14 protein-coding genes and 1 riboswitch are annotated in these 12,516 nt (G+C 65.4%); of the genes, 6 read left to right on the forward strand and 8 right to left on the reverse strand.

Annotated elements, in window-relative coordinates:
* Position 1: 1 nt before the first annotated feature.
* On the reverse strand, positions 2-1,405 hold the full coding sequence (locus tag AC5RT4_RS04155) for an MFS transporter (protein ID WP_494104924.1): 1,404 nt from the start codon (positions 1,403-1,405) through the stop codon (positions 2-4).
* Between the two features lie 195 nt (positions 1,406-1,600).
* Here AC5RT4_RS04155 and AC5RT4_RS04160 point away from each other — a divergent pair, with 195 nt between their 5' ends.
* The 6 genes from AC5RT4_RS04160 to mnhG are packed head-to-tail and all read left to right on the forward strand — an operon-like array spanning position 1,601 to position 8,029.
* A complete protein-coding gene (locus tag AC5RT4_RS04160; RefSeq protein ID WP_494104925.1) occupies positions 1,601-4,693 on the forward strand; it encodes a Na+/H+ antiporter subunit A in 3,093 nt (1,030 codons plus the stop codon).
* Positions 4,690-5,211 (forward strand): Na(+)/H(+) antiporter subunit C, encoded by a 522-nt coding sequence (locus tag AC5RT4_RS04165; RefSeq protein WP_494104926.1) that lies wholly within the window; start codon positions 4,690-4,692, stop codon positions 5,209-5,211. The genes AC5RT4_RS04160 and AC5RT4_RS04165 overlap by 4 nt, the downstream gene beginning before the upstream one ends.
* Positions 5,208-6,812 (forward strand): Na+/H+ antiporter subunit D, encoded by a 1,605-nt coding sequence (locus tag AC5RT4_RS04170; RefSeq protein ID WP_494042440.1) that lies wholly within the window; start codon positions 5,208-5,210, stop codon positions 6,810-6,812. Before AC5RT4_RS04165 ends, AC5RT4_RS04170 begins: the two co-directional genes overlap by 4 nt.
* Positions 6,809-7,354 (forward strand): Na+/H+ antiporter subunit E, encoded by a 546-nt coding sequence (locus AC5RT4_RS04175; RefSeq protein ID WP_494042441.1) that lies wholly within the window; start codon positions 6,809-6,811, stop codon positions 7,352-7,354. The genes AC5RT4_RS04170 and AC5RT4_RS04175 overlap by 4 nt, the downstream gene beginning before the upstream one ends.
* Positions 7,351-7,629, forward strand: a complete 279-nt coding sequence (locus AC5RT4_RS04180) for an MrpF/PhaF family protein (protein ID WP_494104927.1) — start codon at positions 7,351-7,353, stop codon at positions 7,627-7,629. The genes AC5RT4_RS04175 and AC5RT4_RS04180 overlap by 4 nt, the downstream gene beginning before the upstream one ends.
* Positions 7,619-8,029, forward strand: a complete 411-nt coding sequence (gene mnhG / locus AC5RT4_RS04185; RefSeq protein ID WP_494042443.1) for a monovalent cation/H(+) antiporter subunit G — start codon at positions 7,619-7,621, stop codon at positions 8,027-8,029. The genes AC5RT4_RS04180 and mnhG overlap by 11 nt, the downstream gene beginning before the upstream one ends.
* Positions 8,030-8,050: 21 nt before the next feature.
* On the opposite strand, the gene AC5RT4_RS04190 is transcribed toward mnhG, so the two are convergent.
* The 7 genes from AC5RT4_RS04190 to AC5RT4_RS04220 all read right to left on the reverse strand — a co-directional run bounded on the left by AC5RT4_RS04190 (position 8,051) and on the right by AC5RT4_RS04220 (position 12,253).
* On the reverse strand, positions 8,051-8,314 hold the full coding sequence (locus AC5RT4_RS04190) for a DUF4235 domain-containing protein (RefSeq protein WP_494104928.1): 264 nt from the start codon (positions 8,312-8,314) through the stop codon (positions 8,051-8,053).
* A gap of 117 nt (positions 8,315-8,431) precedes the next feature.
* Entirely contained in the window at positions 8,432-8,647 is a 216-nt protein-coding gene (locus AC5RT4_RS04195) for a CDGSH iron-sulfur domain-containing protein (RefSeq protein WP_494042445.1), read from the reverse strand.
* Positions 8,644-9,690 (reverse strand): glycosyltransferase family 2 protein, encoded by a 1,047-nt coding sequence (locus AC5RT4_RS04200; protein ID WP_494104929.1) that lies wholly within the window; start codon positions 9,688-9,690, stop codon positions 8,644-8,646. The genes AC5RT4_RS04195 and AC5RT4_RS04200 overlap by 4 nt, the downstream gene beginning before the upstream one ends.
* Positions 9,687-10,748 (reverse strand): iron-containing redox enzyme family protein, encoded by a 1,062-nt coding sequence (locus AC5RT4_RS04205; protein ID WP_494104930.1) that lies wholly within the window; start codon positions 10,746-10,748, stop codon positions 9,687-9,689. Before AC5RT4_RS04205 ends, AC5RT4_RS04200 begins: the two co-directional genes overlap by 4 nt.
* 63 nt (positions 10,749-10,811) lie before the next feature.
* A complete protein-coding gene (locus AC5RT4_RS04210; RefSeq protein ID WP_494104931.1) occupies positions 10,812-11,288 on the reverse strand; it encodes a DUF4383 domain-containing protein in 477 nt (158 codons plus the stop codon).
* A 122-nt stretch (positions 11,289-11,410) separates the two neighbouring features.
* On the reverse strand, positions 11,411-11,620 hold the full coding sequence (locus AC5RT4_RS04215; protein WP_494042449.1) for a hypothetical protein: 210 nt from the start codon (positions 11,618-11,620) through the stop codon (positions 11,411-11,413).
* A gap of 90 nt (positions 11,621-11,710) precedes the next feature.
* A complete protein-coding gene (locus tag AC5RT4_RS04220) occupies positions 11,711-12,253 on the reverse strand; it encodes a heme-degrading domain-containing protein (RefSeq protein WP_494104932.1) in 543 nt (180 codons plus the stop codon).
* A 72-nt stretch (positions 12,254-12,325) separates the two neighbouring features.
* Positions 12,326-12,466, forward strand: a riboswitch (TPP riboswitch).
* The last annotated feature ends 50 nt before the right edge of the window (positions 12,467-12,516 follow it).

A 12,516-nucleotide genomic window follows, 5' to 3' on the forward strand; every position in this document is an offset into this window, starting at 1 on the left:
ATTAGGCCGCCGGGACTACCGCAATGGGCGCCTTGCCCGGCGACTTAACTGGCAGCAGCACCAGGAGCCCGGCAAGGAGTACCACCATGATTCCCAAAATGCCCCAGCGCTGTGCTTCGCCCGGCGCCACCAGCGGGGTGGCCAGGGTGATGCAGAGGGTGAAGAGCGCCGGCGCCAGGAAGCTGACGGCGCGGCCCGTCGTGGCGTAGAGCCCGAAGAGTTCACCGGATTCGCCGTGCGGTGCAAGGCGCGCCAGGTACGCCCGCGAGGAGGACTGGGCGGGCCCCACAAACAGGCAGAGGAAAAGCCCGAACACCCAGAAGGTGGTAGTGCCGGGCCACTCCATGCCGAAGAAGTTGTAGCTGTCGTTTCCCAGGACCAGGATGGCGGTGCCGGCGGTCAGCAGCCCTGCCAGGGCGCCCACGATAACGGCCTTGGGGCCGATCCTGTCATCGAGGAATCCTCCGATGATGGCGCCCACAGCGGCGACCACATTCCCGAATATCGCGAAGAAGATGACCTGCGACAGTTCAAAACCGAAAGTGCCCGCGGCGATGATGCCGCCGAAGGTGAAGACCGCTGCAAGCCCGTCACGAAAGACTGCGCTCGCCAGCAGGAAGTAGATGGTGTGCGGACTCGTGGCATAAATCGCCTTGATCCTCCGGATCAGCAGCCCGTAGCTGGCCACGATTCCCAGCCGTCGTGCCTGCGGCGCCTTCGGCAGCTCAGGCACGGCAAACAACACCGGCAGGGCGAAGACGAAGAACCACAGGGCCGAGAAGACGGCAACGAGCCTAATGTTCAGGCTTTCCTCGGTGGAGGCCCCGAACCAGTCAAAGCTGGGTTGGACGAACAGCTGCAGGACGATCAGCAGCGCAACGATGCCACCCAGATAGCCCGCGCCCCAGCCAAATCCGCTGACCTTCCCGATGTTCTTCGGTGTGGAGACCTGGGCCAACATGGCGTTGTAGTTAACGCCTGCAAATTCGAAGAACACGTTGCCCAGGGCGATGAGTGACACTCCCAGCAGGAGGAATTCGGGCCGCGGGAATACAAAAAAACACAGCGCGGTAAGGATGGCGACGGCGGCGGTGTTCACTCCCAGCCACAGCTTGCGCCGCCCGCCGGCGTCCGAGCGCTGCCCGGTAACCGGAGCCAGCAGCGCAATCGCCAAGCCGGCAACGGCCAGTGCCCCGCCCAGGACCGCTGAGGCCTGGTCCTCCCCGCCGAAGGCATTGGAGGTGAGGTACACGGTGAACACGAACGTGGTCATCACAGCGTTGAAGGCCGCCGACCCCCAGTCCCAGGATGCCCAAGCCAGGACCCGGCCTTTGCTGGTTGCCTGATTCGCGGATTCGAGTTCCGAGGACGGGTGCGTGGCCCCTGGCGCGCTGGCGCTGTTCATACGATGCATCGTATCCGCCCGTGGCGAACAGGCAGGGGACTTCAGGCTTGTGAGGCCGGGGAATGCGGGCACAGGATACATCACAGGCTGAGGAAGCGGCGGCAGAGCCTTGATAAACTGGGCCCTCCCGAACCTTACGAATGACCGCCAGCTCCAACTTTTGATAATCGACACCCTGACGTTGCGGAGATATCAGTGATCACAGTCCTTGCCGTGCACTTTACGGTGGCTGTGGTGGCGCCGTTCCTTTTCAAAATTTGGGGCCGCAACGCTTTTTACGCACTGGCGGCGGTTCCCGGGGTCTCCTTCATCTGGCTGCTGCTACAGCACGGACCTGTCTATTCGGGCCGGGGAGCCATCGCCGAGGTGGTTCCCTGGATTCCAGGCCTTCAGCTTGAGTTCGCCTTCCGGATGGATCCCCTGGCGTGGGTCATGTCCCTGCTGGTGCTGGGTGTCGGCTCGCTGGTCCTTGTCTACTGCGCGCGGTACTTCAAACGGACGGACCAGGATCTCGGTGCTTTCGGAGCCCAGCTTCTTGCCTTCGCCGGGGCGATGTTCGGACTGGTGGCGGCCGACGACCTCCTGCTGCTGTTCATTTTCTGGGAACTCACCACCATCCTGTCCTACCTCCTGATCGGATTCGCCCGCACCCGTCTGGCGGCCCGCCGCTCGGCGCTGCAGGCGCTGATGGTCACCACCGCCGGTGGCCTGGCCATGCTGGTGGGCCTGATCATGCTCGGCTACGCAGCCGGTACCTACCGCGTCTCGGACATCCTGCAGGAGGCGCCTGCGCTGGTGGCCGGACCTTCGGGCACCATGGTGAGCGCCGCCGTCGTACTCATCCTGGCAGGCGCCATCACCAAGTCGGCCCTTGTGCCGTTCCATTTTTGGCTCCCGGGGGCCATGGCCGCTCCTACACCGGTCAGTGCCTACCTGCACGCCGCGGCGATGGTCAAAGCGGGCATCTACCTTGTTGCGCGGCTGGCCCCGGGCTTCGCCGGGACGCCCTACTGGCAGCCGGTGGTTCTTGGCCTCGGGCTGGCGACCATGCTGGTGGGCGGGTACCGGGCGCTGCGGCAGACCGATATCAAACTCATCCTCGCCTATGGCACGGTGAGCCAGCTCGGCTTCCTCACCATGGTGGTGGGCCTGGGTACACCGGACGCAGCCCTGGCCGGCCTTGCGATGCTGTTGGCCCATGGCCTGTTCAAGGCCACGCTGTTCCTGGTGGTGGGCATCATCGACCACCAGTCAGGCACCCGCGACGTCCGCAGGCTTTCCGGCGTTTTCCGGTCCTCCCGGGCCCTGGGCATTGTGGCGGGCATAGGCGCCGCGTCGATGGCAGGCGTGCCCTTCCTGGGAGGTTTCGTGGCGAAGGAATCGGTGCTGGAAGCGTTCGTCCATCACGCCGTTGCCCCCGCCGCCGGCGCGTGGGGGATGGTGGTCCTGGCCGGGCTGGTCCTGGGATCCGTCCTTACCTTTGCGTACAGCGCCCGTTTTATGTGGGGCGCATTCGCGGTCAAGCCGGGAGTGGAGCGCACGCCCTTCAAGGCCGTCAAGCCCTCCTTCCTGGCCGCGCCGGCCATCCTCAGTCTCCTGACCATCGTCTACGGTTTCTGGCCCGTCCCGGTGGACTCGTGGATTCAGCCGTATGCGGCCCTGTTTGCTTCTTCCGCTCCCGACGCCGGCACCCCCGGTGAGCAGGCGGGGCACCTCGCGCTGTGGCACGGCTTCACGCCCGCGCTTGGCCTGACCGCCCTGACCTTCGCACTTGGCCTGGCGATGTACTTCGGCCGGAACGCTGTCTCGCGGGCCCAGTCCTTGGTCCCCGGGTGGGTGGACGGGGACAAGGCCTACCAGTACACCATCGGCGCACTGGACGACGTGGCGGTCTGGGTCACAGGCCGAACCCAGCGCGGTTCGCTGTATTACTACCTCGCCGTCATCCTCAGCGTCGCCTTTGTGCTGCCTCTCGCGGCCATCCTGCTGGCGGGCAAGCCCCTTCCGCCGGACATCTACCTTGTGGACCCCGGCTCCCCGCTGCAGCTTGTGGTCGGCGCGGGAATCGTGATCGGCGCCCTGGCGGCGGTCAAAGCGAACAAACGGTTCCTCGCGGTCCTGATGGTCTCCGTGACCGGGTATGGCATCGCCCTGATGTTTGCGCTCCAGGGCGCTCCTGACCTTGCCCTGACGCAGATGCTGGTGGAAACCATCGTCCTGGTGGCCTTCGTCCTGGCGCTGCGCAGCCTGCCGCCGGAGCTCCGGGACCGGACCGGCGGCAAGTACCGCGTAGTGCGGGTCATCATCGGTTTATGCTTCGGCGTCACCATGGTCTTCGCCGCCATCTACGCCATGGGTGCCAGGACAGCCGTCCCCGTCTCGCTTGAATTTCCGCGCCTTGCCTACGAGGGCGGCGGGGGGTTAAACATTGTCAACGTCACCCTGGTGGATATCCGGGCCTGGGATACCTTCGGTGAAATCACCGTCCTTGCCCTGGCGGCCACAGGCGTCGCAAGCCTGATCTTTATCCGGGGCCGCGGCGACCGGATCAGGAACTCCGCCACCGTTGCCGCCGGCACCGTGGGCCGCTACCGCCCCGTCAACCCGAGCACCAGGGACGCCGCAGCGCTCGCGGTCAGCCGGAAATTTGCCGCGGCAGCACGGGACGCGTGGATCGTGGCGGGCCGGACGCTGGCACCGGAACGGCGCTCCATCATCTTCGAAGTGGTTACCCGGCTGATCTTCCACTCCATGATCATCTTCTCGCTGTACCTCCTGCTGGCCGGGCACAACCTCCCGGGCGGAGGCTTCGCCGGCGGCCTCACCGCAGGCCTTGCCCTGGCCATCCGCTACCTTGCCGGCGGGCGCTTCGAGCTGAGAGAGGCCACACCGGTGAGCGCCGGTGCCCTGCTGGGGGTCGGCCTGGCGGTTGCCGCTGCCTCCGGGGTGGCGCCGCTGCTGCTGGGCGGCCAGGTGTTCCAAACGGCCATCATCGAACTCTGGCTGCCGGTATTCGGCGACATCAAGTTCGTCACCTCCACCATTTTCGATATCGGCGTGTACATCGTCGTGGTGGGTCTGGTGCTGGATGTCCTGCGGAGCCTGGGCGCCGAAATCGACGAGCACCTTGAAGAACGGTCCGCCGCCCCGGCCGGCGCTGTCACCGAGGACGGTCCGGATTCCGAGGCAGAAAGCCCGGACGCCGATACCACCCACAGTGCCGCGACCCTACCCAGCCGGGAGCCCGAAGGCTTCCCCGCCGAGACCACCACAAAGGGCCAAGCATGAGCGTAAACCTGACCCTGCTGATTGTCATGGGCGCCCTGTACGCCTGCGGTATATATCTGCTCCTGGAACGCAGCCTCACACGCGTGCTGCTGGGGCTGATGCTCCTGGCGAACGCCACCAACCTGCTGATTTTGGCAACTGGGGGATATGCCGGGCTGGCCCCGCTGTACGGGAAGGACACCGCCGCCCAGGACTACAGCGATCCCCTTCCCCAGGCGCTGATCCTGACATCCATCGTGATCTCCTTCGCCGTCACAGCCTTTATGCTCGGCATCATCTACCGCACGTGGGTGCTGGCCCGCCAGGACGAAATCCAGGACGACGTGGAAGACCTCCGTGTGGCGGTTACTCCCAGCTTCGATGCCGAGGATGACGCGGAGATCCCCGCCGAAACTTCCGAGTTCCCAGTTGCGACAGTGCTGGTGGGCGGGCGTGAATTGCCGGCCGAACGCGCGGCCGCAGAAGAAAGACCAGGCTCCACAAACGTGGCCCCCGGCCCGGAAGGAGCCGGACAATGAATCTTGCAAGCCTTGCCCCGCTCGCCGTCGTCCTTCCCATCCTGGGCGCTGCCCTGACATTCCTGCTGATCCGGCACGCACGGGCGCAGCAGGCGGTCAGCATTGCGCTGCTGTCCCTCACCCTCCTCCTGGAATGCTTCCTGCTGGCCTCGGTCTGGGACGGCGGAACTGCCTCCGTGACCATCGGCGGCTGGCTGCCCCCGTGGGGCATCGTGATGGTGGTGGACCAGTTCTCCTCCCTGATGCTGGTGGTCTCCTCGGCAGTGAGCCTGGCCGTCCTGGTCTATGCCACCGGGCAGGGCATGGCCGACGGCGACCAGGACGCACCGGTCTCGATCTTCCACCCCACCTATCTGATCCTGGTGGCGGGCGTTTCCAACGCGTTCCTCTCAGGTGACCTCTTCAACCTTTACGTGGGCTTCGAGATCCTGCTGACCGCAAGCTACGTCCTGATGACCCTCGGCGGCACCGGGCCGAGGATCCGGGCAGGGGTGACCTACGTGGTGGTGTCAGTAGTGTCGTCCGTGCTGTTCCTGATCGCCATCGCCATGGTCTACGGCGCCACGGGAACCGTCAACATGGCGGACCTCGCCATCAAGCTCGGGGAACTGGACCAGGGCACCAGAACGCTCCTGCACGTCATGCTGCTGGTGGCCTTCGGCATCAAGGCGGCAGTCTTCCCGCTGTCCTTCTGGCTGCCGGACTCGTACCCCACCGCCCCCGCGCCGGTCACCGCCGTGTTCGCAGGCCTGCTCACCAAGGTGGGCGTCTACGCCATGGTGCGCACTGAAACCCTGCTCTTTCCGGGCGATACCCTCAATACGCCGCTGATGGTGGCGGCCCTGCTGACCATGGTGGTGGGAATACTCGGTGCCCTGGCCCAAAATGACATCAAACGTCTGCTTTCATTCACACTGGTCAGCCACATCGGCTACATGGTGTTCGGCCTGGCCATGTCCTCCACGGCAGGACTGGGCGCGGCCGTCTTTTACGTGGCGCACCACATCACCATCCAGACCAGCCTCTTCCTGGTGACCGGCCTGATCGAGCGCCGCGGCGGAAGTTCATCGGTGGACCGCCTGGGCGGCCTCGCCAAACTGTCGCCGCTGCTGGCGCTGCTGTTCTTCGTGCCCGCCATGAACCTGGCCGGCATACCGCCGTTCTCCGGGTTCCTGGGGAAGGTGGGACTGATGCAGGCCGGCATTGAGCTGGGCACGCCGCTGGCATATGCCCTGGTCATCGGCGGCGTCCTCACCAGCCTCCTCACGCTGCTTGCCATCGCCCGGGTCTGGAACCGTGCCTTCTGGCGCAGCCCGGCCGATGCCGAGCATCCGGACCCCGTACTGCTGGCGCCGCCCCTGGCGCGGGTTGCCGGCCCGGGAGCCAAGCGGAACACCGTAACCCTCCTGCCGCGCACCATGGTGGGATCCACCCTGGGACTGGTGGTCCTTGGTGTCGCGCTGACAGTTTTCGCGGGTCCGCTGTTCACGGTCTCTGACCACGCGGCGGAGGACATGCTGGACAGGTCCTCCTACATCCAGGCGGTCCTGGGAGAGGACACCGTTGTTCCAATGGTCCTGACGTCCGGAGGAGGCAAATGAGCCGCCGGCGGATTTCCCTGCGCCAGGAACTTCCCCTCCTGGTGTGGCTTGTCATCGTCTGGGGTGCGCTGTGGCAGGACTTCAGCCCCGGGAACCTCCTGTTCGGTGCGCTGCTGGCCGTTGCCGTGGCCAGGTTGTTCTACCTGCCGCCAGTGGAACTCAGCGGCCGGTTCAACGTCCTCTACGCCGTTCCCTTCGCGCTTGTGTTCCTGGCCAAGGTGGTGGTTGCCAGTGCGCAGGTCCTGTACTTGTCAGTGGCCCGCGGTCCGAAGGTGAAAAACGCCGTGGTGGCCGTGACGCTGCGGAGCCACCAAGACCTGATGGTCACCGCCACCGGGCATGTGATTTCCCTGATCCCGGGGTCGCTGGTGGTAGAAGTGGACAGGTCCACGTCCACCCTTTATCTGCACGGCCTGAACATCAGCTCCGCAGCGGATGTTGAAAACCTGAGGAATGAGGTGCGTTCCATCGAAGCCGGGCTGATCAGGATCATGGGCACGAAGGAAGAACTCGATGCAGTCCGAATGGAGGCAGCCGCATGATGCAGACTGTGCTGGTCCTCACCGCCGTGATCTTCTCGCTCGCCGCGGGCGGTGCCATCATCAGGATCGCACGCGGACCCTCATTGCTGGACCGTGTGCTCGCAGCGGACGTCCTGCTGGCAATTCTCGGCGGCGCCCTGTGCGTGGACATGGCCGTGAACCGTCACCTGAACAACCTGATGCTGGTGGTGGCCATCTCCATCATCGGTTTCCTGGGGTCTGTGACTGTCGCCCGTTTCGTGGCCGACCGAAGGGAGGTGCCGGGTGAATCCTGAAGCCACCTCCATGGATTTCTGGACTGACCTGGTGTCCGCCGTTTTTATGGTGGCGGGGGCTGTTCTGTCGCTGGGGGCCGCAGTCGGCCTGCTGCGCTTCCCGGACCTCCTAAGCCGCATGCATGCCGCCACCAAGCCCCAGGTTCTGGGGCTGTTCCTGCTGCTGGGAGCCATTGGCCTGCAGATGCGCACCTGGTGGGTGTGGCCCGTGCTGGCCGTGGCCTGGATTTTCCAGCTTCTGACGGTACCGGTATCCGCCCACATGGTGGGCCGGTCGGGTTACCGCACCAAGCACCTGCACCGGGAACTGCTGACGTCCGACGAGCTGGAGGCAGTAGTGCAAAAAGCCGCCGCCAAAACCGCCCGTGAGGACGATTCCGGCGACGGCTCCAGGAAATAACTGCCGGGCAGCCCCGTCAGCTCAGACGATGTCCTCGGACTTGGCGAACCGGGTGATGGCCCGCTGGGTACCGCGGTTTGCCAGGACCTGGATGACGGTACTGACCAGCGCCGAGATCAGCGCGAACGTCAGCGCGGACTGCAGGCTCGTGGGGATGTCCTCGTCCTTGCCGGTGGGCGGTTTACGTCCTGTGGTCTTTTCCCAGATGGTGTTGACCAGCTTGGTTCCGGCGAAGCCGGCGCCCAGGCTCACACCGGTGCCGAGCAGCTTGATGAAAAGGTTCATTCTTAGTACTCCTTGCGGGCGGAAAACGGGTTGACTTCAGCCTAGCGGCATCGCGGCCGGGAGCCGGAGCGGCAAGGGCGCGGTTCGCTCTAGGCGTTGGTGGACGCAGAGTGCGCCTCAGCTGCCGGGCGGTTCCGTCCGGAACTTGATCATTTTGTGCGTACCGTCGCAGTAGGGTTTGATGGCCGACGCGCCGCAGCGGCACAGGGCGACTGTCTGGCGTTGGCGGGGAACCGGGTCCCCTGAGGGCGTCACTATTTCGAAGTCACCGCGGACAATCAACGGCCCGTCGGGGCATACCACGATCGAGCTGTCGGCGGATTCCTGGTTCATGGCTGCTCCTGGTCGGGGGTGGGGGCGGACGTTTGGTTTTCCTGGTGGCGGAAGCCGGCAAGTCTTCCCGAGTGCCGGCGGCGAAGCTCGGCCTCCGAGTGCGCCGCGGTCTTGAGCCGCGACCCCGCGTAAGGCACACCCCCGCTGAGGCGGAAGGCGAGTGCGATCCAGATGCAGACAGCCCTCTCAGCAACCCAGAGCGGGGCGCACCAGACTGCACGGAAGGGAAAAACGGTAGTCCCCCTGTGCCGCCGCCGCCCGATTTCGGCAATAATGACAGGCGCCGCAGCCAATCCCATCAGTACGCGCCCGCGGTGTTTTCCGGGAAGGCAGGCTGCGGCGGCAATGGCCGGAAGCAGGGACAGCTCGGCGGCGAGACGGCGGGGCTGGGCGAAGTTGTCGTAGGCCTGCCGGGTGCGCTGCTTGAGGAAGTGCCGCGGCTCGGGCGGCGTGCGGGCAACGAACAGGTCCGGAACGATTTTCTCCCTGCCCCCCGCTGCCTTGACGGTCCTGATCAGCTCCAGGTTTTCGAAAAGCACCGGATCGTAGCCGCCGGTTGCCAGCAGCGCGCTCCGGCGCACGGCCAGCGTACCCGGGAAGTCGGCCGACCATGCCCGGTTGATCAGGGACCTGGACGTGTCCCACCACCCGTGCCAGGGCAGGGGATCGAAGTAGTTCTGCGGCCTCACAACGTCCGCAGACGCGAGGTGACTAACGGCGGCGGTGAGTGATTCGCGCGTGTAGCGCACGTCGTCGTCGGCTATCACCAGCAGTTCCGCCCGGGCGGCCCGGACGCCCGTCATCACGCCGGCCACCTTGCCGTTTCCGTTACCGGCACCCTCCGGGCGGATATGGCGGACAACAGGCGGGAAAGCGTCCCGGTGCCGCTCGAACAGCTCCGGACCGGACCCGTCCACGATGGTCACCGGGATCCACCCGCCGAGTCGCTCGAGATAGGCAACCAGCTCCGGCAGGCCCGAATCATCGGTCCAGCGCAGCGGCAGGATGTACTCCGCAGGCTGCCCCAGGGCTGTGGTACTCACGCTGCTGCCGGCACTGCCGCCCTCAGCGAGGTCTGCCCGTTCTCCCAGCACGCCAAAAGGTGTGACGAGAGCCTGCCGTCAACGGCCATCACGGCTGTCGCCCCGAACAGGACGTCCCCGAGCAGCTCGGGTTCGGCCTCCACGAGTCCTCCTGCGAGGTCGCGGCCGGCGATCTGCTCGTGGACCGCGTCGGCTTCCACATGTTCGTCGAAGTAGTGGGTCACCTCGGCGTCGAAGCCGTGACGGCGGAAACCGCTGCCATACAGCCGGTTGGGCTGGGAAGAGGTCATCTCATAGATGGCCAGATGTCCGGTGATGGCGCCGCGCAGCCGCCGGTTGAGCCCGAACAGGGACATCATGTTGACCGCCGCGAGGGAGACGGCGGGGACGGCGTTCACGTAGGCGCCGTAGTGATCGTCCATCCCCAGGCCCCGCATGGTGCGGGCAAAAAGCGCGCTGTGCATGCGGTCCGGGCGCCCTCCGCCGTACTCGTCCGCCTGGATCTCCACCAGTGCAGCCTTCGCCCTGCCGGTAAGCCGGGGAATGGCCCAGGTGTGCGGGTCCGCTTCCTTGAGCTGGTAGACCGACTTGTGGACCAGGAACTCCTTGAGCTGGTCCAGGGTTGCCTTCTTGGCCACATACCGGGACACGCTGGGACCGGTGTCCGTGGCGGCCAGGCCGAAGAGGACGTCGGCCACGGCGTCGCTGGTCATTTCCGCGGCAGGGGGGAGGTCCAGCTCCCCGGCTGCCGACTGGGCGGCTGCCCGGAGCGCCTCTTCGAAAGGCCTTTCGAGCAGGCGGCGGACCTGGATGAGGCCCGGCTCCCACTCCCATTCATCACTGACACCTTCAAGGCCGGAGTAGTGCAGCTCGTAGAGGGAGAAAAGTGCCAGCTGGACGTCGTCGTCGCCGATGATGTCGGTGGCCGTGCCCAGCTGTGTCACCACCAGCCGGCGCAGTTCCTCAACGGCGGGGGAGCTGTCACCGGCCCCGGCTGTTGTTGCCAGGACCCGGAACAGGGCGGTGCTGATGGGACCTCGGGGTTCAGGAATCTTCATGATTGCTCCTTCGGGCGGCAGCGGTGCTGCCGGGTGCTTGGCCGTCGACGGTGGCGGTTTCGGTCAGGGCTGGTCGTTCAGGTTGCTTCCGCGGCTGCGCCGCGGAGTGGTCCGGGGGGCCAGCAGGATGGCGAGAATGATCATGGTCAAACCCAGGGCCAGGTGGAGCCAGTTGTCGGCGCCGTTGAGTGGGACAAAGTTGGCGGGAGTTTCGTCCCCCACCAGGAAGCCGTAAAGCCAGAGAACCAGGTACACGACGCCCCCGTAGATCAGGAAGCTTCGTGCCTTCTGGTGGGTCCGGGCCAGCAGCAGTCCGGCCGCCCCGAAGGCAAGGTGCACGATATTGTGAAGGACCGACACCTGGAAGAGGTTCAACAGCAGGGCTCCGGAGCCGTGTCCGGCCATGCCCAGGGAGTCGTAGTTGATGGTGATCCCGGGGACAAACCCCAGGACACCCACCAGCAGGAAGAGGGCGCCGGTTACGAAGGCAGCCTTCTGCAGGCCCGTCCTCGCGCCGGTGGCCCGGGTGCTGACTGTCATGACCTGTCTCCTCAAAAGCCTGGAGACAACATAGTAAGCATGGTTACTAATAAAAGCTAAGTGCGCCTGCCGGTGCTGCTGCCCGCGGGCCACTGCCGGCAGCGTCCGCGCAGCCGGCGGGCTCACCCTTCCGGGACGATCCACACGTAGGGGTTTGGCTGGTGCCCGCCGCGGCGGCCGTGCTCGTACCCCTGCTGCCAGGCCTTTCCGACGGCGGATACCAGTTCAGCCAGCAAAGGATAGTAGGGGTGGTCGGGGCCGATGTAAATCATTTCTTCCTCGGCCTTGTCCACCGCTGCCCGCACCTGGTTTTCGGCTGTATTACCGAGCATGGCGCCCCTCCTGTTTGGAACTTCCGCCACCCGTCTCGAATGTACTCCCGGCATCCAAGGGGAGTCCATCGCCCTGGTCTGGAACCCGCGTCAGTCCGTTCGCATGGAGCTGAGGACCTCTCGCAGTGCCTGTACCACCAGGTCATGGTCCTGCACCTGGGGAAGCCCTGAAACAGTGACCGTAGCCACCGCGCCCACTCCGGCGACATATACCGGGAAGGAGCCGCCATGTGCCGCATACCGGCGCTGATCAAACCAGCCCTGGTCTTCGATCCGTCCGCCGCGGGTCCGGGCACGCAGCCCCACCAGCAGGGAGGGCACCTCGTACCGGGCCGCCGTTCTCTGTTTGGCGCGGATCCAGTGCTCGTTGTCCGGGGTGGCCCCCGCCAGGGCGACATGGAACAGGACCTGCTCACCCTTGGTGATGTCTATCGCGATGGGGAACTGGCCCTCCTTCCCCAACTCCACAAGCAGCAGCCCCAGGTTCAGTGCGTCGTCCATGGAAAAGCCTGGAAACTGGAGCTCCCGGATTTCGCCCTCTATCCGGGCGATAAGGGCCTGCAGCGATCCCTCCGGCTGGACGGCATCCGAATCCGGATCGAACTCAGTCACATGCGGTGAATTGGCGGTCATGGCCCACAATCTACCCTTCCTCCGGTGTAAACTGGACCCCGCCCACAAGGGCAATTATTTACTCACAGAATCATTCAACGACAGGGGAGCGCCGCCGTCGGGCATCACTGGCCAAGCCAGGAGCCGCAGGTGGGCGCTGAGAGTGCGGACAGCCGCAGACCCTCGAACCTGATCCGGTTAGTACCGGCGCAAGGGAGTCGAGTTCTCGAAGCTCCGCAGTGGTTTGCCGCTGCGGTTCTTTCCCCTCCTGTTCCTCAGGAGGA

Source organism: Arthrobacter sp. sptzw42, assembly GCF_059089685.1.

Excerpts from the sequence above, each read along its gene's own strand:
- AC5RT4_RS04165 (WP_494104926.1), top strand. The coding sequence starts at position 4,690 with ATGAGCGTAAACCTGACCCTGCTGATTGTCATGGGCGCCCTGTACGCC.
- AC5RT4_RS04210 (WP_494104931.1), bottom strand. The coding sequence starts at position 11,288 with ATGACAGTCAGCACCCGGGCCACCGGCGCGAGGACGGGCCTGCAGAAG.
- AC5RT4_RS04220 (WP_494104932.1), bottom strand. The coding sequence starts at position 12,253 with ATGACCGCCAATTCACCGCATGTGACTGAGTTCGATCCGGATTCGGAT.
- AC5RT4_RS04180 (WP_494104927.1), top strand. The coding sequence starts at position 7,351 with ATGATGCAGACTGTGCTGGTCCTCACCGCCGTGATCTTCTCGCTCGCC.
- AC5RT4_RS04195 (WP_494042445.1), bottom strand. The coding sequence starts at position 8,647 with ATGAACCAGGAATCCGCCGACAGCTCGATCGTGGTATGCCCCGACGGG.
- AC5RT4_RS04205 (WP_494104930.1), bottom strand. The coding sequence starts at position 10,748 with ATGAAGATTCCTGAACCCCGAGGTCCCATCAGCACCGCCCTGTTCCGG.
- AC5RT4_RS04155 (WP_494104924.1), bottom strand. The coding sequence starts at position 1,405 with ATGAACAGCGCCAGCGCGCCAGGGGCCACGCACCCGTCCTCGGAACTC.
- AC5RT4_RS04215 (WP_494042449.1), bottom strand. The coding sequence starts at position 11,620 with ATGCTCGGTAATACAGCCGAAAACCAGGTGCGGGCAGCGGTGGACAAG.
- AC5RT4_RS04175 (WP_494042441.1), top strand. The coding sequence starts at position 6,809 with ATGAGCCGCCGGCGGATTTCCCTGCGCCAGGAACTTCCCCTCCTGGTG.
- AC5RT4_RS04170 (WP_494042440.1), top strand. The coding sequence starts at position 5,208 with ATGAATCTTGCAAGCCTTGCCCCGCTCGCCGTCGTCCTTCCCATCCTG.
- AC5RT4_RS04190 (WP_494104928.1), bottom strand. The coding sequence starts at position 8,314 with ATGAACCTTTTCATCAAGCTGCTCGGCACCGGTGTGAGCCTGGGCGCC.